Consider the following 22,708-nt stretch of genomic DNA (forward strand, 5'->3'; position numbering starts at 1 on the left):
AGCGGGTTTCGGTTTCGGGGCGGGAGTCGGTGCGGTGGACGGATTCGGCGCGGTTTGCGACGGGATCGGCGGCACCGATACGGGGGAGGCGCTCGAAGGGAGTGAAGGCGGTGAGACCGACATCGAAGTGACTGGCGGTGGCGGAGCTTCGCCCGAACAGGCGGCGAGCGTTCCGGCGACGGCGCAGACCGCGAACAGGCGCCGCCACGTTCCCGTGGTCGTCGAGGCGGGCAAGGCGATCCTTTCGTCGGCCGGTCGTGGCCGGCCCATTCTGACCCGGCCGGGCCCGATGCCGTGGCATTGAGCCACGTTCGATTCGCGGGAGGTTATCGCGACCCCGCCGCCGCGATACCCGAGGACCGCCCAATCACTGTCCATTGTGGACAATTAATATGCCGTTCACAGCGCGGCAACACCCTGCTGTCGTCGCGAACCGATCGGACGAATCCGGCGCCGAGCCGTTAACGCGCGGCCCTGTTCTGCCGAAAATGAAAGTAGCGCTCCGGCGTGTCCCAGTCCCCGTCACCGAAACCGTGAGAGCGATGAAGACCGACGAACAGACCGACCCCGCGTCACCCCAGGCCACCGCACCGGCGAGCACGGAGCTTCCGCCGACGGCACCGTGCACCGTCGTCTGGTGTGGCGGCCGCCCGTACGTCCTGGAGAACTCGGCGGGCCACCACCGCTGGATGGGCACCGACCACCGAGGCAGGCCCGTGGCGCTGACCAGCGCGGACCTGCAACGCCGCGGCTGGACGCACACCCGGGCCAGCTGACGCGGGAGGACCTGCCGCCGCTGGCTAGGCTGAGCGGGTGAGTACGCCCCCTGAACCGAGCGTGACCAGCGAAGAGCCTTCCCTGCTGCGGCAGGCCCTGAACGTCCCCAACATGCTTTCGATCCTCCGGCTCGCCGGGGTGCCGGTCTTCCTGTGGCTGCTCCTCGGCCCGAAGGAGGACGGCTGGGCGCTCGCGCTGCTCGTGTTCAGCGCGCTCACCGACTGGCTCGACGGCAAGCTCGCCCGCTGGCTCAACCAGATGTCCCGGCTCGGCCAGCTGCTCGACCCCGCCGCCGACCGGCTCTACATCCTCGCGACCCTCATCGCCTTCCTGATCCGCGACATCATCCCGTGGTGGCTGGTGGTCCCGCTGGTCGTCCGCGAGGCCGTCCTGGGCGTCTGCGTCCTGCTGCTGCGCCGCCGGGGGTTCGCTCCGCCGGAGGTCACCTACATCGGCAAGGGCGCCACCTTCGTGTTGATGTACGCCTTCCCGTTCCTGCTGCTCACCCAGGGCGGTTCCGACATCGCCGCGATCGCCCGGCCGATCGGCTACGCCTTCACGGCGTGGGGTGCGGTGCTGTACGTCTATTCGGGCGTGCTGTACGTCGTCCAGACACTGCGGGCACTGCGATCGGCCGTTCCCGGCGAGTTGCGGGAGGCGCCGGGCGCGTGACCCGGCGGGATGCGAAACTTCGCGCGTCGGTTTCGAGTGAGGGCATCAGAAAGGGGAGCGGCGTTGTCCACTCCAGAAGAACTGCGGTACACCGAGGAACACGAGTGGGTCTCCGTGCGCGACAGCGGGCTCGTGCGCGTGGGCATCACGGAGTACGCCCAGGACCAGCTCGGTGACGTGGTGTTCGTCGAACTGCCCGAAGTCGGCAAGCAGGTCGGTTCGGGCGACGCGTTCGGCGAGGTCGAGTCGACCAAGAGCGTTTCGGAGCTGTTCGCCCCGCTCGACGGCGAGGTGGTCGCGGTCAACGACGCGGTGACCGAGTCGCCCGAGCTGATCAACAGCGACCCGTACGGCGAGGGCTGGCTGATCGAGCTCCGTCTCGACGACGCGAGCTCGGTCGAAACCCTGCTGGAGGCCGAGGCGTACCAGGCGCTGATCAAGGAATAGCCGCAGGCCGCGGCCCTTCGGGAAGAGTAGGGGGAGCCGCGGGCCGGAGATTCGATCAGGCACGGTACGTTTGACCTCCACACGTTCTTGAGTAGTGGCAACACACATGCGTTAGGAGAGCTCAGGTGAGCACGAACGACGGGCCCGGCGTTCCCCCGGAGCAGTCTCCGGAGCGGACTTCTGTCTTCCGGGCCGACTTCCTGGCCGACGTCGAAGGCACTGAGGCTCCTCCGGCTGCCGAGGCCCCCGTCCAGGGTGTGGACGCGCTGCCCGCGGGTTCCGCGCTGCTGGTCGTCAAGCGGGGCCCGAACGCGGGTTCGCGCTTCCTGCTGGACCGCGACACCACCAGCGCGGGACGGCACCCGGACAGCGACATCTTCCTCGACGACGTCACGGTCTCGCGGCGGCACGCCGAGTTCCGCCGTGAGGGCGGCGAGTTCGTCGTCATCGACGTCGGCAGCCTCAACGGCACCTACGTCAACCGCGAGCCGGTCGACCAGGCCGTCCTCGCCGGTGGCGACGAGGTGCAGATCGGCAAGTTCCGCCTGGTCTTCCTGACCGGCCCGGGTTCCGGGGGCCAGGGGGCACGGTGACGGCGGCCGGGCGGCCTGATCGGGATGCGTCGCAGCGCGATGGGTTGAGCATCGGGGCCGTGCTGGCACAGCTGCGCGGCGACTTCCCCGATGTCACCATCTCCAAGATCCGGTTCCTCGAGGCGGAGGGTCTGGTCCAGCCGGGCCGGACCCCGTCGGGGTACCGGCAGTTCGCCCCGGCGGACGTGGAGCGGTTGCGGTTCGTCCTGTCCGCCCAGCGGGATCACTACCTTCCGCTGAAGGTCATCAAGGAACAGCTGGACGCGGCGGATCGCGGTGCCGCGCCCGAGGCGGGGATGCCGAGGCTGCCGCGGAAACTCGTTTCACTCGACGCCCCCGGGGAGAACGGCGGACTGCCGTCCCCCGGGGACTTCGAGACCGATCGCGAGATCAGGCTGACCGAGGAAGATCTGCTCCACCAGGCCGGCATCGACGCCGCCACCCTGGCTGAGCTGCGGCAATACGGGTTGGTGCGCCCAGGCGCGGCGGGGTTCTTCGACCCCGACGCGGTCCTCGTGGCGAAGACCGTGAAAGCGATGACCGAATTCGGTATAGAGCCGAGACATCTGCGTGCCTTCCGGGCCGCGGCCGACCGCGAGGTCGGCCTGCTGGAGCAGATCGTGACCCCGGTGTATCGGCATCGTGACGAGGACGCCCAGGCAAGGGGCGATGAGGTCGTCCGGGAGCTCGCGGCCTTGACCGTGGCGTTGCATACGCTCTTGGTGAAGGCCGGAATACGGGCTGTCACGGGCGGTTGAAGGGTTCCAGGGGACCGGGAACGCCTTCAGGCCACTTGTCAATGACTGAATGTTCGGCACCCTATGCCGTACCGTGAGAGTTGGGTTTGCCACGGGCGAACCAAGAATGTCGGAGACAGCGAGCACAGCGCTCGGAAGACGGGTAGCGTCGGGACTGCCGTCGCTTGGTCGTCGAGACAAGCGTTGCAGCCCGTGCGCACGAGAGGGAGGCGAAGCCCGATGAGCGAGATGCGCGTCGTCGGCGTGCGGGTGGAGCTACCCGCGAATCAGCCGATCTTGTTGCTGCGGGAAACCGAAGGCGAGCGTTACCTGCCGATCTGGATCGGCTCGGTCGAGGCCACCGCCATCGCCTTGGAGCAGCAGGGAGTCCGCCCGGCCCGTCCGCTGACCCATGACCTGCTCAAGGAGGTCATCGGAGCGCTGGGCCGTGAGCTGGAACAGGTCGTCATCACCGATCTGAAGGAAGGCACGTTCTTCGCGGAGCTGGTCTTCGACGGGGACATCCGGGTTTCGGCGCGGCCGAGTGACTCGGTGGCGCTGGCGCTGCGGGTGGGAGTGCCCATCCACGCCGTCGACGCGGTGCTGGAGGAAGCGGGCCTCATCATCCCCGACGAGCAGGAGGACGAGGTCGAGAAGTTCCGCGAGTTCCTCGACTCGGTCTCGCCGGAGGACTTCCGCGGCGCGGACACCTGATCCACATCGTGAGAACTCGGGAAGGGGCGGCGCCTGATGGTGCCGCCCCTTCTCCTTGCGCGCGTTTGGTCCTCTGAATGCGGTTCGCGACGGCTAGGCCGCGGTCGCCTTGAGGAACAGGTCCGCCAGTTCGCGGCCGTACCGCTCCAGATCCAGCTTCGGATCCGCCGCGAACTTCGCCGCGACGCCGTCGATGGCCTGGGCGATCGACAGTGCCATCACGTCCGCCGCGAAGTCGCCGAAAGCGCCTTCCTGCTGGCCCTGACGGAGCTGACGTTCGAGCCGCCCGGTCCGGAACTCCTCGACGAGCGGCGCCGACATGAACCAGCCCTCGGCGTCGGAGCCGCTGGCAGCCATCTCGACCATGACCCGCACCAGTTCCGGGTACGAGCCGAGGAACGCGATCTCCGCTTCGATGTAGCCGCGCAGCAGCCCGGCGCGATCGGTCGTGCCCTCGATGCGCTCTTCGAGGAACTTGTCCTTCATTCCCGTCGCGGTGGTGACCACGGCCTGCATCAGGCCGGCCTTGTTGGTGAAGTGGTAGGAGATGATCCGGGTGCTGGACAGCCCGGCCCGCTCCTTGATCTTCGCGAACGACGTCTTGTGATAGCCGAGATCGGAGATCGTCGCGATCGTGGCCCCGACGATCTGGGCCCGCCGGGCCGCCTCGGTGACCGACAGCCCCAGCTCCGCCTGAACCTCTTGCAGGGCGCTCTGGGTGGAGGGATTTACTTGCATGAGTAAAAATTAACACGGCCGAGTAAATCAGGCAAGCGTGCCGCCGAACGGGGGACTCTCCTCGACAAGCCTCAAGAAGAGCTTGAGGCCGACCGCGCGTCGCGTTGACCGGTTTGCCGGACGCGCTTACCGTCAATGGAGGTGAATCGCCAAGGTGTGATTCGGATGTCTGGGGCATTCGTCTTGACGATGAACTCCGGTGCGGACTCCCGTGGGTCCGCGCGGCTTTGTTCGCCGGCCGCCAGGTCGGGCGAGGGGAGGCATGGCGTGGTCGAGGCTGGTAGCCCTCAAGAGCCGCTCGTTCCGGTCGCTGACGGCGAGCAGGGCGAGCTGTTCCCCGACTCTTCCCTCCCGGACGAACTCGTCGGCTACCGCGGCCCCGCCGCCTGCCAGATCGCCGGGATCACGTACCGGCAGCTCGACTACTGGGCCCGCACGAAGCTGGTCGCGCCGAGCATCCGCACGGCGCACGGTTCCGGTTCGCAGCGGCTCTACTCGTTCAAGGACATCCTCGTCCTGAAGGTGGTCAAGCGGCTGCTGGACACCGGCGTCTCCCTGCAGAACATCCGCGTCGCCGTCGATCACCTGCGCCTGCGTGGCGTCCGCGATCTCGCCAAGGTCACCCTGTTCTCGGACGGCACCACCGTCTACGAGTGCACCTCGCCCGAAGAGATCGTCGATTTACTCCAGGGCGGGCAGGGTGTCTTCGGGATCGCGGTCAGCGGCGCGATGCAGGAGATCAGCGGCACCATCCACGAGTTCCCGGCCGAACGGGCCGACGGCGGCGTGATCGAAACGGTCACGCCGGACGAGCTCACGCAGCGCCGTAACGCACGTCGCACCGGCTGATCATGAAGCCGCGAGGGCGGCAGGGTAGGCTCACTTCCGCGGTCGACGAATCCGCGCGGGAGAGACCGAGTCGATAACCGTTGAGCTCGGCGCCGAAGGAGCAAGTCCTCCCCGGAACCTCTCAGGCACCCTGGACCGCGCGGAAGAGACGCCTCTGGAAAGTGGTTCGCCAGGTCACAGCCTGGCGGCCCCGCCGACGGTGCAAGCCCGGCTCAACACTCGGGCGAAACTCTCAGGCGCCCCCTCGGGGGTACGGACAGAGTGGGGAGGGCCAGGACAATCCGTCCCGGCCCCACCCCCGCGTCTTGGGAGGTCCCCGATGGAGCCCGTTTCACTGGCCGCTCTCGAATCCGGAACCCCCTTCGCGGACCGGCACATCGGTCCCGGCGCCGAAGAACTCGCGCGCATCCTCGACGTCGTCGGTGTCGCCTCCCTCGAAGAGCTCGCCGAGCGGGCAGTTCCCGCCTCGCTGCGTGAGTCCGCGACCCCGCCGGACCTGCCATCGGCCGCCACCGAGACCGGCGCGCTCGCCGAACTCCGCGCGCTGGCCGCGCGCAACCGGCCGATGGTCCAGATGATCGGCCTCGGCTACCACGACACCGTGACCCCGCCGGTGATCCGCCGCAACGTGCTGGAAAGCCCGGCCTGGTACACGGCGTACACGCCGTATCAGCCGGAGATCTCGCAAGGGCGCCTCGAAGCGCTGCTCAACTTCCAGACCATGGTCGCCGATCTGACCGGTCTGCCGATCGCCAACGCGTCCATGCTCGACGAGGCGACCGCCGCGGCCGAGGCGATGACACTGGTCCGCCGGGCGGGCAAGGCGAAATCGAGCCGGTTCGTGGTCGACGAGGACACCCTGCCCCAGACGATCGAGGTCCTGCGCACCCGGGCCGAACCGCTCGGTATCGACCTGGTGACCGCGGACCTGTCCCAGGGCATCACCGGACTCGGGCTCGGCGGCGACTTCTTCGGAGTGCTGCTGTCGTATCCGGGCGCGTCGGGGGTCGTCCGTGAATGGGAGCACACCATCGGCGAGGTCAAGGCGCTGGGCGCCGCCGTGGTGATGGCCGCGGATCCGCTCGCGCTGACCCTGCTGCGGTCGCCCGGTGAACTCGGTGCCGACGTCGCGATCGGGTCGACACAGCGGTTCGGTGTCCCGATGGGCTTCGGCGGGCCGCACGCCGCGTATCTCGCCGTCCGGCAGGGGCTCGAACGGCAGTTGCCCGGCCGGCTGGTCGGGGTGTCGAAGGACGCCGACGGCGCGCCCGCGTACCGGCTCGCGTTGCAGACCCGCGAACAGCACATCCGCCGCGAGAAGGCGACGAGCAACATCTGCACCGCACAGGTGCTCTTGGCGGTCATCGCGTCGATGTACGCGGTGTACCACGGTCCCGAAGGGCTGCGCGCCATCGCGAACCGCGCGCACCGGATGGCCACGGTACTCGCGGCGGGGCTCGCCGAAAGCGGTGTCGACGTCGTGCACTGCGAATTCTTCGACACGGTCACGGTTTCCGTGCCGGGCCGCGCGGCGGGGATCGTCGGCACGGCACGGGAACTCGGGGTCAACCTGAGGCTCGTGGACGCGGACCACGTCGCCGCCGCCTGCGACGAGACGACAACCCGTGAGCATCTTTCCTTGGTGTGGAAGGCCTTCGGGGTCGCGGTGTCCGATGTGGACTCGCTGGACGCGGACACCGCGGACGGCTTCCCGCCGGATCTGCGCCGCACCAGCGACTACCTGACCCATCCGGTCTTCCACGCGCACCGCTCGGAGACGGCGTTGCTCCGGTACCTGAGGGCGTTGTCCGACAAGGACGTCGCACTCGACCGGAGCATGATCCCGCTGGGCTCCTGCACGATGAAACTCAACGCCACGGCCGAGATGGAACCGATCACGTGGCCCGAGTTCGCCGGCCTGCATCCGTTCGCGCCCGCCGAGGACGCGGCCGGCCTGCTCACCGTCGTGGAGGATCTGGAGCGCTGGCTCGCCGGGATCACCGGCTACGACGCGGTTTCCCTGCAGCCGAACGCCGGAAGCCAGGGCGAATTCGCCGGGCTGCTGGCCATTCGCGCGTACCACCGCGAACGCGGGAACGCGGCCCGTGACGTCTGCCTGATCCCGTCCAGCGCGCACGGGACGAACGCCGCCAGCGCGGTCATGGCCGGGATGCGGGTGGTCGTCGTGAAATGCGACGACGAGGGCAACATCGACCTCGGTCACCTCAAGTCCACTGTGGACGAGCACGCGGACGACCTCGCCGCGATCATGATCACCTATCCCTCCACGCACGGCGTGTACGAGGACACCGTCCGCGAGGTCTGCGCGCTGGTGCACGCCGCCGGCGGTCAGGTGTACGTCGACGGCGCGAACCTGAACGCCCTGATCGGGGTGGCGCAGTACGGCAGGTTCGGCGCGGACGTCTCCCACCTGAACCTGCACAAGACCTTCTGCATCCCGCACGGTGGCGGCGGGCCGGGTATCGGCCCGATCGGCGTCCGCGCGCATCTGGCGCCGTACCTGCCGAACCACCCGCTGCAGCCGGACGCGGGCCCGGCCACCGGCGTGGGACCGATCAGCGCCGCGCCCTGGGGGAGCGCGTCGATCCTCCCGATCTCCTGGGCCTACGTCCGGATGATGGGCGCGGAAGGCTTGAAGCGGGCGACGCTGACCGCGGTCGCGAACGCCAACTACGTCGCCAAACGTCTCGCCGAGTACTACCCGGTGCTGTACTCCGGGCACGACGGCCTGGTCGCGCACGAATGCATCCTCGATCTCCGCGCGCTCACCAAACGGACCGGCGTCACCGTGGACGACGTCGCCAAGCGGCTAGCCGACTACGGACTCCACGCGCCGACGATGTCCTTCCCAGTCGCGGGAACGCTGATGGTCGAGCCCACCGAAAGCGAGGATCTCGGCGAACTCGACCGGTTCTGCGACGCGATGATCGCGATCCGCGGCGAGATCGAGAAGGTCGCCGCGGGGGAGTGGCCGGTGGAGGAAAGCCCGCTGCGCAACGCCCCGCACACCGCGCGTTGTCTCGCGGGCGAGTGGGATCGGCCGTACAGCAGGGAGATCGCGGTCTTCCCGGCCGGGTTCACCGCGTCGAAGATCTGGCCCCCGGTGCGGCGGATCGACGGGGCCGCGGGGGACCGCAACCTCGTCTGCTCCTGCCCGCCACCGGAGGCCTTCGCCTGAGTGTCAGCCGGGCATCTTGTCGAGAAAGCCCAGCACCTGCTTGATCCGTCCGTCCTCGACGGTGATGACGTCGAACCCGATCGCCAGCGGCTCCTCCGCGCCCTCCGGGCCGAGGTACCACTGGAACCGCGCGATGTCGTGATGCGCGTCGGGCGCCGCGGGCAGGCTGAACTTCAGGCCCGCGAACTGGGCCTGCGCGCCGGCGATGAAGCCGTCGACACCGTCGTGGCCGGTGACGGCGCCGAGCGGGTCGGTGTAGGCGGCGTCCTCGGTGAACACTTCGGCGATCAAGGCGCGGCGCAGGTCCGGGTCGGTCTCGTTCCACACGGCGATGTACTGCTCGGCGACGCGCTGGATGTCCGACATTGGTGTCTCCTCGTTCCGTTGTGGGGTAACCGATGCCGCAACTCTGTCGGCCGGGGGTGGGGCCCGTCGATTACGCGGGAGGTAATGGCGGCCCGGCAACCGGGGCCGTAGGTTCGTGATCGTGACGACCACAGTGACCGCGGGCCGCCGCCCCGTCGGGGAACTCCTCCGTGAATGGCGTGACCGCCGCCGGATCAGCCAGCTGGACCTCGCCATCTCGGCGGATATCTCCACCCGGCATCTGAGCTTCGTCGAAACCGGCCGGTCCAAACCCAGCCGTGAGATGGTGCTGCGGCTCGGCGAACACCTGGAGGTGCCCTTGCGGGAACGCAACCAGCTGCTGCTGGCCGCCGGTTACGCGCCCGCGTACACCGAAACCGGTCTCGGCGCCCCGGAACTGGCGGCCGTCCGCGAGGCGGTCCGCCAGCTGATGACCGGCCATGAGCCGTACCCGGCCGCCGTCGTCGACCGCTGGTGGAACCTGGTCGACGCCAACACGAGCATCTCGCTGATGACCGACCTGGTCTCGCCGGCCTTGATGACGCCGCCGGTCAACGTCCTGCGGGTGACGCTGCATCCGGACGGGATGGCGCCGTACGTGCTGAACCTGGGGGAGTGGCGCGCCCATCTGCTCGGCAGGCTGCGGCGTCAGGTGATCCAGACCGCCGACCCGGTGCTGACCGAGCTGCTGGAGGAACTGCTCGCCTATCCGTGCGCGGATCCCGTCCCCGAGGTGGAGGTCCCCGGACCGGGTGACATCTTCGTCCCGTTGAAACTGCGGCACGAGGACGCCGAACTCACGTTCTTCAGCACGGTCTCCACCTTCGGGACGCCGCTGGACGTCACGGTCGCCGAGCTGGTGATCGAGTCGTTCTTCCCGGCCGACGCGGACACGGCGGAGTATCTGCGCGCGTACGCCGCGCGCGGGGTGGAATGATGCGGGGCAAGAAGCCCTGCCGCAGACCCCAGTGAGGATTTCCCTTCCATGGCCGTGCCTTCCGTCGTCCTGAACAACGAGGTAGCCATCCCCCAACTCGGTTTCGGCGTCTGGCAGGTGCCCGCGGGCGACACGGCCAAGGTCGTCCGGACCGCCATCGAGGCCGGGTACCGCAGCATCGACACCGCCGCGTCGTACCGGAACGAAGCCGGTGTCGGCGAGGCGATCCGCTCGGCGGGAGTGCCCCGCGACGAACTGTTCATCACCACGAAGCTGCCGAATCCGGGCCACGGCTACGACGAGGCGCTCCGGGCGTTCGACGCGAGCCTCGCGGAACTCGGCCTGGACCACGTCGACCTGTACCTGATCCACTGGCCGATGCCCGCCCGCGGGAAGTACGTCGAAACCTGGCGGGCGCTGGAAAAGCTGTACACGGACGGCCGGGCGCGGGCCATCGGGGTGTCGAACTTCCACGCCCCGCATCTGCGGCGGCTCTTCGACGAAACCGGGATCGTGCCCGCGGTCAACCAGGTCGAGCTGCATCCCCGGCTTCAGCAGAAGGCGTTGCGGGAGTTCCACGCCGAGCACGGCATCGTCACCGAGGCGTGGAGCCCGCTCGCGCAGGGATCCTTGCTTTCGGACGCGACGCTGACCGCCCTCGCCGCCAAATACGGCAAGAGCCCGGCACAGCTGGTGCTGCGCTGGCATCTGCAGCTCGGCACCGTCGCCATCCCGAAATCCGTGACACCGTCGCGGATCCGCGAGAACTTCGACGTCTTCGACTTCGAACTCGCCGAAGACGATCTCGCGGCGCTCGCCGAGTTCGACGACGGGACGCGCACCGGCCCGGACCCGGACACCTTCTCCTCGTGAGTGGTGAGGACGGTTCTGGTGGACCGGTGTTCGCCTGCCTGCTGGGCTTGGCCTCGTCCCGCTGTCATGGTGGAGCCGATGTCGGCGAGTGGGGAGGATTGGGGACGTTCAGTGTCCCTAATCCTCCCCACTCGGCAGCGAACCGGGCCGTGCGAGCTTGATCAACGGAAGATCGGGGACGTTGAGTGTCCCAAATCCTCCGTTGATCAAGCTCCGAGACCCGAGCGACCCCTTCGACGACCGCCGACACGTCACATTCGCCCTGCTCAGACCTGGGTAGGGCGAATGCCGGTCCGTCCTCACCCCTCATGAGGCCGGAGGTACGGGAAAGGCCCCTTCCCGAGCGGTGAAGGGGCCTTTCCCGTGGTTCGGGGCCTCAGGTGGCCTTGATACCCGCGGCCGCGAAGTCGGCCTGCTGGGCGGGCTGCTGCAGGTACTGGCGGAACGTCTGCGAGGCGCGCATCTGGACCTCGTCGATGTTCTTGCCGGCCAGCCCGACGAGCGGGTAATCGGCCGAACGCGCCGTCGCGACCGACTGGGCGGGCGAACCGACCAGTTCGGGCTTGGCGGTGTTCAGCTCCGTCACCCAATAAGAGGACTCGGGGATCCAGGCGGCGGGAAGACCGCCGATGGAGTCGAGATTGGTCCGTCCGACGAGGCCGTCGAGCACGGAAGCGGAGGACAGCGCGTCGATCTGGATGATCACGCAGTGGTCGCGGACCACGGTCGCGGCGTTGTTCCACCGCTCGGCCGCCGCGCGGACCGGCTTCTCGATGCTGGGGGTGACGATGACCCGCATCGGGGTGTCGCCGGCGCTGCACGCCTTGGCCTGGGCTTCGGCGCGGGTGTTGAGCTCGCCGTCCGCCCAGTTCCAGCCGAACACGCCGATCGCGACCAGGACCACGAGGACCAGGCAGGCGATGGGCCACTTGGCGATCCGCCGCCGCGGGGCCTTCTTCCCGACGATCCGGTGCGAGCCGGTCGCCTCACCGCGACCCTGAGGCCGCTTCGGCGGGTCGAGGGGATGCGGCACCGGCTCCTCGGCCACGCTGTGTCGCCCCATCGTTGTCCTTTCGAAACGTGCGCGCTCGCGCTGCGTATGCAATCAAACCGTTATCACTCTAACAGGGGAGGATGTTACGGGGAATGCGACGACTCACAGTTGTTTTCCGCGTGTCGCGGGAACCTTCCTTAACTCGGCAAGGAGTCGTTGGCAATGCGCTATCAGGTGCTCACGCAGCGGCGCGGCCCGGCGGGCGAACCCGGCCTGCGCGCGGGCGTACTCGGCACGGCCTTCCGGGGTCTCGATCCGCACGGGCGAGTACCCGAACGACGCCAGATCGTACGGGCTGGCCCGCATGTCCAGCTCCCGGATGTCCGCGGCCAGCTCGAAGCAGTCCCCGACCAGCTCGGCGGGGACGAACGGATCGAGTTTGTACGCCCACTTGAACAGGTCCATGTTGGCGTGCAGGCAGCCCGGCTGCTCGAAGTCGATCTGGTTCTCCCGCGCCGGCCGCAGGGTGTTGAGCGGCCGGGCGGGCTCGGTGAAGAACCGAAACGCGTCGAAATGTCCGCATCGGATCTCCAGCGACTCGACGACGTCGTCGGTTCCGGCCGAACCGAGCCGAAGCGGAAGTTGTGAGTGACGGACCTCATTCGCCGATTCCCGGTAAACCATTGCCCATTCGTGAAGTCCGAAACAACTGAGTCTCGGCGAGCGGGACGCGGTCGCGGAAAGCAGCCCGAGAACGAATTCGGCGGTCTTGGCCCGGCCCTCGGTGAAGCCCGCCGGATCGAGCATGACGCCGTCCGGAGTCTCCAGGTAGCCCTTCCGCTCCAGGAACCGGCGCGCGGACGCGCCTTCGAGCACGACACCCGGGCCTGGTTGCCAGCGCTCGACATGCCCTGGCCGGTGCGAGTAGTAGCTGAAGAGGAAGTCGAGCACCGGATGCTTCTCGCCCCGCGAACGGCGGCGCTGGTGCGGTGTCGTCCAGCGCCGCATCCGCGTGACGTGGTCGTCCTCCCGAGCCCGCCAGGCAGGCTCGGGAAGGACGATCAAACCGGTCATGACATGACGTGGGTACCGTCGCGGACAGTTCCCACGTATTCCTCGACGAGGTCCTCCAGCGCGACGACGCCGACCGCGGCCCCCGCCGGGCTCAGCGCCCGCGCCAGGTGGCTGCCTTCCTTGCGCATCGCCGACAACGCCTCGTCCAGCCGGGCGTCGGCGCGCAGTTCGGTGAGCGCCCGCGTCTTGTCCGGCGGCACCACGGTGGTCGGATCCTCGCCCACGAGGTCGAGGATGTCCTTGACGTGGATGTAGCCGGTCAGCGTTCCGTCGTCGGTGCACACCGGGAAGCGGGAGAACCCGGTCGAGGACACCGCGCGCTCGACGTCGCCCAGCGTGGGCGAGCAAGGCAGCGTGGTCAGCTGAGCCGTCGGGACCAGCACGTCCGCGACCGTCTTCTCCACCGAGGACAGCGTTTTGCTCAGGCGCTGGTGCTCGGAGTGCTCCAGCAGCCCTTCTCGTCGCGACTCGCTGAGCAGTTCGGCGAGTTCGTCGGAGGTGTAGGCCGTCTCCAGCTCGTCCTTCGGCTCGACCTTGAACACCCGCAGCAGCGAGTTCGCCACGAAGTTCAGCAGCCAGATGAACGGGTTGGCGAGCTTCACCCAGGCCACGTGCACCGGGACCAGCCATAGCGCCAGCCGCTCCGGCTCGGCGATCGCGAGGTTCTTCGGCACCATCTCGCCGATGAGCACGTGCAGGATGGTGATGAACGCCAGCGCGATCGCGAACGAGATCGGGTGCAGCAGGACCTCGGGGATCCCGAACAGCTCGAAGAACCCGGCCAGCCGGTGCGCGATGGCGGGCTCGCCCAGCCGTCCCAGCAGCAGTGAACAGATGGTGATGCCGAGCTGCGCGCCCGCCAGCATCAGCGAGACATTCCTGCTCGCGTTGATCACGATCCTGGCGCGCGTCTTTCCCTGCTCCAGCAAGGCTTCCAGCCGGTCACGCCGCGACGAGATCAGCGCGAACTCGGCGCCGACGAAGAACGCGTTGGCCAGCAACAGGAGCACGACGAGGAAGATGTTGAACCAGTCGCTCATCGGGCGGGCTCCTGCTCGGCGGAGGTCGCGGTTTCGCTGACCCGGCGGACTTCGACCTCGGCGATGCGGAGACGGTCCATTTTGGTCACCGTGAGCCGCCAGGCGTCGAGATCGGTGGCGTCGCCAGGGGAGGGGATCCGGCCGAGCCGTTCGAGGATCAGCCCGGCGATGGTCTCGTAGTCGCCGTCGGGCATCCGGAACCCGGTCTCGTCGGTGACCTCGTCGGCGCGAAGCTGTCCGGACACGAGCCAGTTGTCGGCGCCGACCTGCTGGGACGAGGGCGCTTCCCGCTCGTCGTGCTCGTCGCGGACATCGCCGATGATCTCCTCGACGACGTCCTCCAAGGTCACCAGACCCGCGGTGCCGCCGTACTCGTCGACGACGATCGCGAGCTGGAACCGGGAATCGCGCAGCCGGTTGAGCAGCGAGTCACCCGGCAGCGATTCGGGCACCGTCGGGATCGGCCGCATGACCGAACCGATCCGCACCGTGGCGCGCTGGGGGGCCGGAACGGTGAACGCCTGCTTGATGTGCACCGCACCCTGCACGTCGTCGAGATCCTCGGTGTACACCGGGAAACGCGAGAAGCCGGTGCGACGCGAGATCTCGATGAGGTCGGCGATCGTGTCGTCCACGGTCAGCGATTCGAGCTGGACGCGCGGCGTCATCAGCTCGTCGGCCGTCCGCTCGCCGAAGCGCAGCGACTTGTCCAGCAGTTCGGCCGTCGACGTGTCGAGGGTGCCGCTTTCCGCGCTGGACCGCACGATCGAGCCGAGTTCCTGCGGCGACCGGGCCGACCGCAGTTCCTCCTGCGGCTCGATGCCGAACTTGCGGACGAGGAAGTTGGCGCTGTTGTTCATCAGGGTGATGAGCCAGCGGAACAGCGATGAGAACCGCGAGTGATAGCCCGCGACGGCGCGCGCGGTCTGCAGCGGCCGGGCGATCGCGAGGTTCTTCGGCATCATTTCGCCGAGGATCATCGACAGCGACGTGGCCAGGATCAGCGCGACCGCCAGCGAAACGCCGTTCGCCACGCCTTCGGAGAACCCGACGGCGGTGAACAACGGGTGCAGCAGGTCACCGATCACCGGTTCCGCGAGGTAACCGGTGATCAGGGTGGTGATGGTGATAGCCACCTGCGCGCCGGAGAGCTGGAACGAGAGCGTGCGGTGCGCTTTCTGCACGGTGTGCGCACGCTTGTCGCCGACTTGGCGGACGTTCGCGTCGACCGTGCTGCGTTCGAGCGCGGTGAGGGAGAACTCGGCGGCGACGGCGAGGCCGGTGCCGACGGTCAGCAGGAGGAACAGGAGAATGCCGAGAACGGCGAGCAGGATTTCCATCATTCCCTGCCGGCGGGGTCGGCGGGAAGAGCCGCGGAACAGCCGGGTGTGCCACCCGGCTCGATACTGTCACCAGGTGACTGCGCGTCGCGCACGAAAAGAGTCACTCCTCGATCGAAATCAACTGACACCGCCGCTGTACTGCGACGATGGGACAATCTTAACGTGTTCCCCCGGCCGCGTGGGCACGGTGCCGCCGCACGCTCTCCTCGACCAGATCGAGAACGGGGCCGAGATCGTCACCCGGCTGGCCCATCGCGAGGTGGGAGACGAGACCTTCGAGAACGAGTTCGAGGTACGCGGTCAGGACGTCGACGTCGACGTCGTCACGCAGGATCCCGGCGTCGCGCTGACGCTCCAGACGGCGGCGGGTCGCGGCGGTCAGCTGATGGGACCGCTCGGCCCAGCGGGCACGGAATTCGGGGTCGGTACGCAGCCGTCGGGAGACCTCCAGCCGGGTGCCGAGCCAGTCGGCGGGGTGTTCGCTGCGGTTCGTCAGCAGCTCGCGCATCACCTGGACGAGACCCTGCTCGGCGACGATGTCGGCCATCCGCACCGCGTCGTCCTCTGCCAGGGCCAGGAAGAGGGACTCCTTGTCGCGGAAATGGTGGAAGATCGCACCGCGGGACAGGCCGGTGGCTTCTTCCAGCCGCCGGACGGTGGCACCCTCGTAGCCATGGCGTGCGAAGCACACGCGTGAGCCGTCGAGGATCTGGCGCCGGCGTGCGTCGAGGTGATCCTGGCTGACCCGTGGCATCCTGGAATCCTGACACCGGGGACCGGGTTAATGCAATCCGTACGTACGTACTGTGACCAGTTCGCGGGATGATCGCCCTGACCGGGAACCGGGCGGCTCCGAGACACGTCGGACCACTCGGCCGGATCGGCTGACACGCCGTCCGCCACTTGGCTACTCTTTGTCCATCACCGTGTGTGAGTGCTGAGGGGAAGGTGCGGGTGTGAACATCATCGGCGACGCCGCGAGCGCGATCAAGGCCGTCTGGGGTGACCTCACCACGCCGAAGGAGCCGACCGTTTACGGCGGTGGGGGCGGCGGTGGCGGCGGGTTCGAGATGAGCCCCGAGGAGCTGAAGACCGTCATCGGGCTCTGGCAGGACGAGCTGAAGAAGGTCTCCGAGGACGGCATGAAGATCGAGGACATCCTCGCCGATCTGCGGCCGCCGGGCCAGGACGAGGCCAGCTCCAGCTATGTCGATTCCGGCGTCGATTCGCTGCTCGCCTTGCAGAAGCAGAACGACTCGATGAAGGAATACATCACGGGCTACATCGCGAAGCTCGAGATCGCCAGGACGAAGACGATGGTCACCGACCAGGCCAACACCCTGCGCACGACCTGAGGATGCCGAACGTGTTGAGGAATCGCGCCGCGGTGGCGGCGCTCATGCTCGTATCCGTCGCGGTGGCGGGCTGCACGGGGGAGACACCCGGTACGGCTACGCCGACCCCGGGAACCTCGCCGTCGTCGGCGTCTTCCGCCGCACCGGAGGATCCGAACGTCCCGAAGGTGGCGGATCCGCTGGACGCCTCGGCGTACGTCGGTGACGCCTGCAAGCTGCTTCCCGCCGCCGCCGCCGCGGAGCTGGGGTTCACCGAGCCGGGCGAACCCCGGTCCGAGTCGAGCAATCCGAGCTGCGGTTGGTTCATCAGGGGCAAAGGGGAGACGCTGCAGATCATCCTCGGCAGCGGAAACCGCGAAAAGGGCGCGGGTGGCCTGGCCGGAATGTACAAGGCCAAGGAATCCGGGCAACTGAGGTTTCTGGAGCCCGGCCCCGAGGTCGACGGCTATCCGACCGTCTATTACGGAATCCAGGACAGGCGAGCACGGGGTAACTGCGATCTCGCGGTGGGCGTCGCGGACGACCTGACGATCAACACCTTGGCCGCCGGCTACGGCAACGAACAGAACTCGTGCGGGACCGCGCAGAAACTCGCGTCGGCCGTGATCAAGACACTCAAGGGGGCATGAGGGTGGACGGCAAACAGATCTACGAGAACTTCACCCAGGGCGACACCCGCAACCTGCGCAGCGCGGCCGATCGCGTCGCGGAGCTTTCCAACGCCTATGTCGAGCGCGGGATGGCCATCAAGTCCCTGCAGACGCGGATGACGGCGTCCTGGACGGGGTCCGCCGCCGACGCGGCGAACGCCGGTGCGGGCCCGCTTGAGCAGGCCTTCAAGGAGACGGCGGACCCGCTGTTCCAGACCAGGGACTCGGTGACGACGCAGGCCGACAGCTTCGACGACTCAGGGTCGTCGGTCGTCCCCGTGCCGCCGAAGCCGGACAAGCCCAACCCCTGGACCACCGGGCTGAAGGGCGCGATCCCGATCGCCGGGCCGTTCATGGTCAACAACGACATCAAGAACTACCAAGAGGGCGTCGCGAAGCACGAGGCGGCGAACCAGAACAACGTCCGTGTGATGGACCAGTACGACTCGGTCACCAGCAGCACGAGTTCCAGCCTGCCGACCGATTACGGCGTGCTGAAGAACGACGGCGCGGACGTCAGCGTCAAGACCCCGGGCGGTACGCCCCCGATCAACCCACCGGTCATCCCGGTCAAACCCGTCAGGAACGGCGGCGGGGACGACAACGACGGCACCGACACCAGCGGCACGGACGACAACCGCACCAACCCGAATCAGAACAAGCCGGGCGACGAGCGCACGCCGACCAAACCGGGCCCGAACGACGACCGCCCGGTGATCCCCAGGGACCGGCCCGACCCCGTCATCCCGCCGACGACGCGCAAGCCGGGGGACGGCGACGACACCACACGCCCGACCGGCGGCGGCAAGGGCAAGCCAGGGCCGACGACCGAGATCCCCGGCCGGATCCCCGGACGTGGTCCCGGCGACTCGGACAACGTCATCGGCCTGCCGAACGGCCCCGGCCAGAACTACAACCCCGGACAGAACCCGCCAGGGAGCACCGGCGGTCGCAACGTGCCCCCGCCCAACAGCGCCGCGGGCAGGCTGCTCGGCGGCGAGGGCGGCACCGGCGGCAGGGCCGGCGCTCCCGGTTCCGGCGGTCTCGGCTCGGGCAGGGGATCCGGCATGGGCGGTCTCGGCGGCCTGGGTGGCGCCGACCATCTGGCCGGCGGTCGCGGAGCGGGCGGACGCGGCGGTGGCCAGATGGGTCCGATGGGAGCCGGCGGCAGGCGCGCCGACGGCGACGAGGACGACGAGCACCAGCGTCCCGACTACCTGATCGAGGCCGACCCGGACGCGATCTTCGGCACCGACCAGCGGACCAGCCCGCCGGTCATCGGCGAGTAGCGGATGACCGTGAGAACAGGCCGGGTGGACGTCCCGGTCGAAGCCTTGGCGGTGCTCGCCGAACGCGAACGCGTCGGCGACCTGCACATCACGCTGCGTCCCGAACCGCGCTGGCTGTCCAGGACGGCCCGCGCGGAGGCGGACAAGCGAGTGGAAGCGGCGCTGGCGCAGGCCGGGCTGCTGGATTCGAGCGGCCGTGCGTCGGTCGACTTCCTGGACTGGCTTCCAGTGCTCACGAAACCGGCCATCGAGTACTACGGCTGGGTGAACACCGGAGGCGAGACCTACGGCGTCCTCGCCGCCTCGCTGGGACTGCAGGCGGTCCTGGCGGTGGCGTCCGGTGACTGGGTCGGGCTGCAGGAGATCGATCGCCGACGGCTGCCCGAAACGCTGATCGAGCAGCTGCCGCCCGTCCCGGCGGGCGGCGGCAGGCTGCGCACGGTCCGCGCGTACGAGCTCGAAGAAGCGGCCCGCCGCGGCCCGGACACGCATTCGCTGCCGCCGGTGATCGCGGACATCGTCAGCCTCGTGCAGCGGCCGGTCGAGGGAAGCGGCGAGCTCTACGTCGGCAAGCGGGACGAGGTCGGCAGGCACGTGGCCGCCGAGGATCCGCTCCACTTCGCCGACACCGACTGGGGCCGATACCTCAGCTACACGACCGGCCACGGGAACGACGCCGTGGTCCACATCGGACCCGCCGGCCCGGCGGAGCTGGCAGACGCGCTTCAGCACGTCTCCAGCACCCTCGGCGGCTAGTCCCTCACCACGGAAAGACCGCCTTGAGCGCGGCCGAGATCGGTTCGAGGTCGGCGACGAGGCGTTCGAGTTCGTGGGGACTCAGGGAGTCGTACGGCGTCTCCGCCAGCCGGTCGGTCATGGCCTCGACACGTTCCTTCGTGGCGCGCCCGGCTGGGGTGAGCCAACCGTCCGCACCGACGAGACCGCGGTCGCGCATGCCGTCGACGACCGCGGTCAGCCGCGTGGCGGGAAGATGGCCGACCCGGCCGAACTCGTTCGCGGGGATGCCGGCGGACAGGGCGTGGAGCACGTGGGACTCGGTGCCGCCGATGCCCTCGGCCAGCAAGGCGACGGTGTGGCCGTCGCCCCGGTGCTCACGCAGGAGAGTGGCGGCATGCCACAGCCTGGCCACGGGTTCCTGCGGGATCGGAAGCGTGCGGAGAGCGGCGTAGAGAGCGCGCCCCTCCACCGGCGCGCTGGTCGCCGCTTTCAACAGGAGTTCGCCCGCGCGGGCGACTCCGGGGGAGTCGGCGAGTTCGCCGAGGATCCGTCGTATCCCCGCGACGCATCCCTGTTCGCGGGCGGCCAGCGCGGCCTCGGGCGTGGTCAGCTCCCAGACCTTCGGGATGTGGCGGGCCACCTCGCCGGGGGCGAAGTTGTAGAAGATCGCGTGGATCACCTCGGCGGGCACCGACCGGCCGAACGGTGCGGCCCGGCCGGCGAAGTAGGCGTCCCATTGGCCGCGCAGGCCGAGCGCGATCAGGGCCTCGTCCGACTCGTCGGCGAAGTAGGGCACCAGACCGATGGGCTCGATCAGGTCGTACATGCGGCGGGCGTGCGACATCTCATCCCCTGAGGCTCGTGGCGGCGCCATCGTGGCAGCCGCTCACCTTGTCCACGAACGTCCGAGGCCCGAACAGACACTCGAGCCACAGGGATTCGCCGAGAGGCGGAAAAGAACGCGCGCCCGGACACCGACCCGGGCTATTGTGACAGCGCTGTTGTATTTCTGGCGGGGTCTGGGAGGACGAGAACGTGACACGGCTGTATCCGGAAATCGAACCGTACGACCACGGGATGCTCGACGTCGGCGACGGGCATCTCGTGTACTGGGAGGTCTGCGGGAACCCTGACGGGAAACCCGCCGTCACGCTGCACGGCGGCCCCGGAACCGGGTGCAGTACGGGCCTGCGCCGGTACTTCGACCCGGCCAAGTACCGCGTCGTGCTGTTCGACCAGCGAGGGTGCGGCCGGAGCACCCCGCACGCGGGGGAGCCCGAGGCCGACCTCTCCGCCAACACCACCGACCACCTGATCGCCGACATGGAACGGCTTCGCGAGCATCTGGGCATCGAGAAGTGGCTGCTCTTCGGCGGTTCCTGGGGCTCGGTGCTCGCGCTGGTCTACGCCGAGCGCCATCCGGACCGGGTCTCGGAGATGGTCCTGATGGGCTTGGCCACCGGACGCCGGAGCGAGACCGACCTGCTCACCCGCGGCCTCGGCGGCGTCTTCCCCGAGGCGTGGGCGAAGTTCCGCGACGGCGTTCCCGAAGAGGATCGCGACGGCGATCTGGCGGCGGCGTACCTCAAGCTGCTGATGGACCCCGATCCGGCGGTGCACGAGAAGGCGGCGGCCGACTGGTGCGCCTGGGAGGACGCGATCATCCCGACCTCCCCGCCGTACAAGAGCTTCGAGACGCCGGAGTTCCGGCTCGCCTTCGCCAGGCTGGTCACCCACTATTGGAGTCAGGGGTCCTTTTTGGACGAAGGTGTGGTGCTTCGGGAAGCCGGGAAACTGGCCCACATCCCGGCTGTGCTCGCCGAAGGAAGTCTCGACCTGGGCAACCTCGTCGGCACCCCGTGGGAGCTGGCGCACGCGTGGCCCGGCAGCGAACTGGTGGTCATCGACGAGGTCGGCCACAGCACCCAGGACGAGCCGATGCGCGAAGTCCTCATCGGCGCGACGGACCGCTTCGCCTCCTGAGTCACGGATCGCGCGTGAAGGCCCCCTGCCCTCGGCTCAGCCGAGGGAAGGGGGCCTTCACGCGCGTTGTCAGGGGATGACCAGCGCGGGGGCCGATTCCGGGGTGGAGGCGTCCGAACGGGTGGTTTCGGCGAGCCGCAGGCCGGTGGTGCGGGGTGCGATCCGGTCGAGGTTCCACGAACTCAGCAGCAGGGCCACCTTCGCCCGCATCTCGGTCCGCAGGCGCAGGAACGAATCGGCGGGATCGGCGCCGACCTCGCCGAGCAGGAGCCACCAGGCCCACGCGGCCGCGCCGGCGTTCGCGACGAAGTCCGGGATCACCGGGATGCCACGGGCCGTCAGCCCCGCCTCCGCGTCGGGTGTGGTCGCCGCGTTGGCCGCTTCGATGACGACCTTCGCCTTGACGACGCCCTGATTCCCGGCGCGCAGCGCGTAGGAGATCGCCGCCGGGACGAGGATGTCCGCGTCCGTCGCCACGATCTCGTCGCGGGGGAGCGGCCGGACGTCGGCGGGGAGCCGGCTCCGGTCGATCTCGCCGTACTCGTCGCGAAGTTCCAGCAGCGCCGGGATGTCGAGACCTTCGGGCCGGTACAGCGTCCCGGCCGCGTCGGCGACCGCGACGACCTTCATCCCGGCTTCGTGCAGGTACCAGGCCGCCCCGCCGCCCATGGTGCCGATGCCCTGGATGGCGACCGTGGTCTTCTCGGCGGGCCACTCCCACGCGTCGGCGACACCGAGGCAGGCCTGTGCGACGCCGTAACCGCCGATCACGTCGCCGAGCAGGAGCCCGCCGGGGACCGGTGTGCTCAGCCCGGCCTGTACCCGGCGAAGGGTGTGCGCCGGATCGGCCGAACGACGGATGGCGGCGTGGTACGACTGCTCGAGCCCGAGTTTCGCGAACACCTCGTCGATCAGGTGCTGGGGCACGCCGAGGTCTTCGGCGGTCACCCAGTGGTTGTCGATCCACGGCCGCAGGAACGAGCAGAACCGTTCCAGCACACCGAAAGCACGCTCGTCCTTCGGGTCGAAGTCGATACCGCCCTTGGCCCCGCCGACGGGCAGGCCGAAGGTCGCGGTCTTGTTCGCCATCCCCCTCGCCAGGTCCTCGACCTCGCTCATCGTGCAGCCCGCGCGCATCCTGGTCCCGCCGGTCGCGATACCGGAGACGAGGCTGTGCACAACGAGGTAGCCGGTGGCACCGGTGACGGGGTCGGTCCAGACGAGCCTCATCAGCGGTTCGGCGTTCCTCGCGGCCATGCGGCCACCTCCTTCGTGGATTCGGGGTCGTCCTGCGCCACTTCCGAGGGTGCGCCCGCGCGGGCGCGCGCGTCCATTTACCG

Annotated in this window: 25 protein-coding genes and 1 riboswitch; of the genes, 16 read left to right on the forward strand and 9 right to left on the reverse strand. The window is 68.8% G+C overall.

Annotated elements, in window-relative coordinates; translation table 11 throughout:
- The first annotated feature begins 34 nt into the window (after nucleotides 1-34).
- From ACIBTM_RS20455 to ACIBTM_RS20485, 7 genes are all read left to right on the forward strand, one after another.
- Nucleotides 35-304: a hypothetical protein gene (locus ACIBTM_RS20455; RefSeq protein WP_395878637.1), complete on the forward strand. Its 270-nt coding sequence runs from the start codon at nucleotides 35-37 to the stop codon at nucleotides 302-304.
- Between the two features lie 238 nt (nucleotides 305-542).
- The gene (locus ACIBTM_RS20460; RefSeq protein ID WP_016334075.1) at nucleotides 543-776 is read left to right on the forward strand and encodes a hypothetical protein; all 234 of its coding nucleotides are present in this window, start codon (nucleotides 543-545) and stop codon (nucleotides 774-776) included.
- A 37-nt stretch (nucleotides 777-813) separates the two neighbouring features.
- The gene (locus ACIBTM_RS20465) at nucleotides 814-1,449 is read left to right on the forward strand and encodes a CDP-alcohol phosphatidyltransferase family protein (RefSeq protein WP_395878638.1); all 636 of its coding nucleotides are present in this window, start codon (nucleotides 814-816) and stop codon (nucleotides 1,447-1,449) included.
- Nucleotides 1,450-1,512: 63 nt separating this feature from the next.
- Nucleotides 1,513-1,896: a glycine cleavage system protein GcvH gene (gene gcvH, locus ACIBTM_RS20470; RefSeq protein WP_395878639.1), complete on the forward strand. Its 384-nt coding sequence runs from the start codon at nucleotides 1,513-1,515 to the stop codon at nucleotides 1,894-1,896.
- A 125-nt stretch (nucleotides 1,897-2,021) separates the two neighbouring features.
- A complete protein-coding gene (garA, locus tag ACIBTM_RS20475; RefSeq protein ID WP_016334077.1) occupies nucleotides 2,022-2,489 on the forward strand; it encodes a glycogen accumulation regulator GarA in 468 nt (155 codons plus the stop codon).
- Entirely contained in the window at nucleotides 2,486-3,247 is a 762-nt protein-coding gene (locus ACIBTM_RS20480) for a MerR family transcriptional regulator (RefSeq protein WP_395878640.1), read from the forward strand. Before garA ends, ACIBTM_RS20480 begins: the two co-directional genes overlap by 4 nt.
- A 219-nt stretch (nucleotides 3,248-3,466) precedes the next feature.
- Nucleotides 3,467-3,940, forward strand: a complete 474-nt coding sequence (locus ACIBTM_RS20485) for a bifunctional nuclease family protein (protein ID WP_005150031.1) — start codon at nucleotides 3,467-3,469, stop codon at nucleotides 3,938-3,940.
- Between the two features lie 93 nt (nucleotides 3,941-4,033).
- On the opposite strand, the gene ACIBTM_RS20490 is transcribed toward ACIBTM_RS20485, so the two are convergent.
- A complete protein-coding gene (locus ACIBTM_RS20490) occupies nucleotides 4,034-4,678 on the reverse strand; it encodes a TetR/AcrR family transcriptional regulator (protein ID WP_395878641.1) in 645 nt (214 codons plus the stop codon).
- A gap of 267 nt (nucleotides 4,679-4,945) precedes the next feature.
- Between ACIBTM_RS20490 and ACIBTM_RS20495 the strand changes: the two genes are divergently transcribed.
- Both ACIBTM_RS20495 and gcvP read left to right on the forward strand, forming a co-directional pair.
- Nucleotides 4,946-5,527, forward strand: coding sequence for a MerR family transcriptional regulator (locus tag ACIBTM_RS20495; protein WP_005150040.1), 582 nt, complete (start codon nucleotides 4,946-4,948; stop codon nucleotides 5,525-5,527).
- 46 nt (nucleotides 5,528-5,573) lie between these two features.
- Nucleotides 5,574-5,675: riboswitch (glycine riboswitch) on the forward strand.
- 171 nt (nucleotides 5,676-5,846) lie between these two features.
- Complete coding sequence (gene gcvP, locus ACIBTM_RS20500) at nucleotides 5,847-8,726, forward strand: aminomethyl-transferring glycine dehydrogenase (protein WP_395878642.1); 2,880 nt, start codon at nucleotides 5,847-5,849, stop codon at nucleotides 8,724-8,726.
- A 3-nt stretch (nucleotides 8,727-8,729) separates the two neighbouring features.
- On the opposite strand, the gene ACIBTM_RS20505 is transcribed toward gcvP, so the two are convergent.
- Nucleotides 8,730-9,092, reverse strand: coding sequence for a nuclear transport factor 2 family protein (locus tag ACIBTM_RS20505; RefSeq protein WP_395878643.1), 363 nt, complete (start codon nucleotides 9,090-9,092; stop codon nucleotides 8,730-8,732).
- Between the two features lie 115 nt (nucleotides 9,093-9,207).
- On the opposite strand from ACIBTM_RS20505, the gene ACIBTM_RS20510 reads away from it, so the two are divergent.
- Together ACIBTM_RS20510 and ACIBTM_RS20515 are read left to right on the forward strand one after the other, a co-directional pair.
- Entirely contained in the window at nucleotides 9,208-10,029 is an 822-nt protein-coding gene (locus ACIBTM_RS20510) for a helix-turn-helix domain-containing protein (protein WP_395878644.1), read from the forward strand.
- Nucleotides 10,030-10,077: 48 nt separating this feature from the next.
- Complete coding sequence (locus ACIBTM_RS20515; RefSeq protein WP_395878645.1) at nucleotides 10,078-10,902, forward strand: aldo/keto reductase; 825 nt, start codon at nucleotides 10,078-10,080, stop codon at nucleotides 10,900-10,902.
- A 376-nt stretch (nucleotides 10,903-11,278) separates the two neighbouring features.
- Here the strand turns inward: ACIBTM_RS20515 and ACIBTM_RS20520 are convergent, their stop codons facing one another.
- The 5 genes from ACIBTM_RS20520 to ACIBTM_RS20540 all read right to left on the reverse strand — a co-directional run bounded on the left by ACIBTM_RS20520 (nucleotide 11,279) and on the right by ACIBTM_RS20540 (nucleotide 16,107).
- Nucleotides 11,279-11,965: a hypothetical protein gene (locus tag ACIBTM_RS20520; protein WP_395878646.1), complete on the reverse strand. Its 687-nt coding sequence runs from the start codon at nucleotides 11,963-11,965 to the stop codon at nucleotides 11,279-11,281.
- 93 nt (nucleotides 11,966-12,058) lie between these two features.
- Nucleotides 12,059-12,970, reverse strand: coding sequence for a 3-methyladenine DNA glycosylase (locus ACIBTM_RS20525; protein ID WP_395878647.1), 912 nt, complete (start codon nucleotides 12,968-12,970; stop codon nucleotides 12,059-12,061).
- A complete protein-coding gene (locus ACIBTM_RS20530; RefSeq protein ID WP_395878648.1) occupies nucleotides 12,967-14,010 on the reverse strand; it encodes a hemolysin family protein in 1,044 nt (347 codons plus the stop codon). The genes ACIBTM_RS20525 and ACIBTM_RS20530 overlap by 4 nt, the downstream gene beginning before the upstream one ends.
- The gene (locus ACIBTM_RS20535; RefSeq protein ID WP_395878649.1) at nucleotides 14,007-15,353 is read right to left on the reverse strand and encodes a hemolysin family protein; all 1,347 of its coding nucleotides are present in this window, start codon (nucleotides 15,351-15,353) and stop codon (nucleotides 14,007-14,009) included. The genes ACIBTM_RS20530 and ACIBTM_RS20535 overlap by 4 nt, the downstream gene beginning before the upstream one ends.
- Before the next feature lie 157 nt (nucleotides 15,354-15,510).
- The gene (locus ACIBTM_RS20540; RefSeq protein WP_037337340.1) at nucleotides 15,511-16,107 is read right to left on the reverse strand and encodes a TetR/AcrR family transcriptional regulator; all 597 of its coding nucleotides are present in this window, start codon (nucleotides 16,105-16,107) and stop codon (nucleotides 15,511-15,513) included.
- 202 nt (nucleotides 16,108-16,309) lie between these two features.
- On the opposite strand from ACIBTM_RS20540, the gene ACIBTM_RS20545 reads away from it, so the two are divergent.
- Genes ACIBTM_RS20545 through ACIBTM_RS20560 form a run of 4 tightly spaced genes read left to right on the forward strand, consistent with a single transcriptional unit; the run spans nucleotide 16,310 to nucleotide 19,403 of the window.
- Complete coding sequence (locus ACIBTM_RS20545) at nucleotides 16,310-16,708, forward strand: hypothetical protein (protein WP_395878650.1); 399 nt, start codon at nucleotides 16,310-16,312, stop codon at nucleotides 16,706-16,708.
- Nucleotides 16,709-16,710: 2 nt separating this feature from the next.
- On the forward strand, nucleotides 16,711-17,337 hold the full coding sequence (locus ACIBTM_RS20550) for a DUF3558 domain-containing protein (RefSeq protein WP_395878651.1): 627 nt from the start codon (nucleotides 16,711-16,713) through the stop codon (nucleotides 17,335-17,337).
- Nucleotides 17,334-18,647, forward strand: a complete 1,314-nt coding sequence (locus tag ACIBTM_RS20555; protein ID WP_395878652.1) for a hypothetical protein — start codon at nucleotides 17,334-17,336, stop codon at nucleotides 18,645-18,647. The genes ACIBTM_RS20550 and ACIBTM_RS20555 overlap by 4 nt, the downstream gene beginning before the upstream one ends.
- A gap of 24 nt (nucleotides 18,648-18,671) precedes the next feature.
- Nucleotides 18,672-19,403: an ESX secretion-associated protein EspG gene (locus ACIBTM_RS20560; protein ID WP_395878905.1), complete on the forward strand. Its 732-nt coding sequence runs from the start codon at nucleotides 18,672-18,674 to the stop codon at nucleotides 19,401-19,403.
- 4 nt (nucleotides 19,404-19,407) lie between these two features.
- Here the strand turns inward: ACIBTM_RS20560 and ACIBTM_RS20565 are convergent, their stop codons facing one another.
- Nucleotides 19,408-20,229 carry a MarR family winged helix-turn-helix transcriptional regulator gene (locus ACIBTM_RS20565; RefSeq protein ID WP_395878653.1) on the reverse strand — a complete coding sequence of 274 codons (822 nt, stop codon included), beginning with the start codon at nucleotides 20,227-20,229 and terminating at the stop codon, nucleotides 19,408-19,410.
- A 233-nt stretch (nucleotides 20,230-20,462) separates the two neighbouring features.
- On the opposite strand from ACIBTM_RS20565, the gene pip reads away from it, so the two are divergent.
- Nucleotides 20,463-21,368: a prolyl aminopeptidase gene (pip, locus tag ACIBTM_RS20570; protein WP_395878906.1), complete on the forward strand. Its 906-nt coding sequence runs from the start codon at nucleotides 20,463-20,465 to the stop codon at nucleotides 21,366-21,368.
- Nucleotides 21,369-21,437: 69 nt separating this feature from the next.
- Here the strand turns inward: pip and ACIBTM_RS20575 are convergent, their stop codons facing one another.
- The gene (locus ACIBTM_RS20575) at nucleotides 21,438-22,625 is read right to left on the reverse strand and encodes a Glu/Leu/Phe/Val dehydrogenase (protein ID WP_395878654.1); all 1,188 of its coding nucleotides are present in this window, start codon (nucleotides 22,623-22,625) and stop codon (nucleotides 21,438-21,440) included.
- Nucleotides 22,626-22,708 lie beyond the last annotated feature (83 nt).

This window comes from Amycolatopsis sp. NPDC049868 (assembly GCF_044461365.1).
Lineage (GTDB): Bacteria > Actinomycetota > Actinomycetes > Mycobacteriales > Pseudonocardiaceae > Amycolatopsis.

Bases quoted from the DNA above. Each gene is read 5' to 3' on its own strand.
- ACIBTM_RS20555 (WP_395878652.1), top strand. From the start codon at position 17,334: ATGAGGGTGGACGGCAAACAGATCTACGAGAACTTCACCCAGGGCGAC.
- ACIBTM_RS20535 (WP_395878649.1), bottom strand. From the start codon at position 15,353: ATGATGGAAATCCTGCTCGCCGTTCTCGGCATTCTCCTGTTCCTCCTG.
- ACIBTM_RS20460 (WP_016334075.1), top strand. From the start codon at position 543: ATGAAGACCGACGAACAGACCGACCCCGCGTCACCCCAGGCCACCGCA.
- pip (WP_395878906.1), top strand. From the start codon at position 20,463: ATGCTCGACGTCGGCGACGGGCATCTCGTGTACTGGGAGGTCTGCGGG.
- ACIBTM_RS20525 (WP_395878647.1), bottom strand. From the start codon at position 12,970: ATGACCGGTTTGATCGTCCTTCCCGAGCCTGCCTGGCGGGCTCGGGAG.
- ACIBTM_RS20505 (WP_395878643.1), bottom strand. From the start codon at position 9,092: ATGTCGGACATCCAGCGCGTCGCCGAGCAGTACATCGCCGTGTGGAAC.
- ACIBTM_RS20515 (WP_395878645.1), top strand. From the start codon at position 10,078: ATGGCCGTGCCTTCCGTCGTCCTGAACAACGAGGTAGCCATCCCCCAA.
- ACIBTM_RS20520 (WP_395878646.1), bottom strand. From the start codon at position 11,965: ATGGGGCGACACAGCGTGGCCGAGGAGCCGGTGCCGCATCCCCTCGAC.
- ACIBTM_RS20565 (WP_395878653.1), bottom strand. From the start codon at position 20,229: ATGTCGCACGCCCGCCGCATGTACGACCTGATCGAGCCCATCGGTCTG.
- ACIBTM_RS20485 (WP_005150031.1), top strand. From the start codon at position 3,467: ATGAGCGAGATGCGCGTCGTCGGCGTGCGGGTGGAGCTACCCGCGAAT.
- ACIBTM_RS20540 (WP_037337340.1), bottom strand. From the start codon at position 16,107: ATGCCACGGGTCAGCCAGGATCACCTCGACGCACGCCGGCGCCAGATC.
- ACIBTM_RS20490 (WP_395878641.1), bottom strand. From the start codon at position 4,678: ATGCAAGTAAATCCCTCCACCCAGAGCGCCCTGCAAGAGGTTCAGGCG.
- gcvP (WP_395878642.1), top strand. From the start codon at position 5,847: ATGGAGCCCGTTTCACTGGCCGCTCTCGAATCCGGAACCCCCTTCGCG.
- ACIBTM_RS20530 (WP_395878648.1), bottom strand. From the start codon at position 14,010: ATGAGCGACTGGTTCAACATCTTCCTCGTCGTGCTCCTGTTGCTGGCC.
- ACIBTM_RS20550 (WP_395878651.1), top strand. From the start codon at position 16,711: ATGCCGAACGTGTTGAGGAATCGCGCCGCGGTGGCGGCGCTCATGCTC.
- ACIBTM_RS20575 (WP_395878654.1), bottom strand. From the start codon at position 22,625: ATGGCCGCGAGGAACGCCGAACCGCTGATGAGGCTCGTCTGGACCGAC.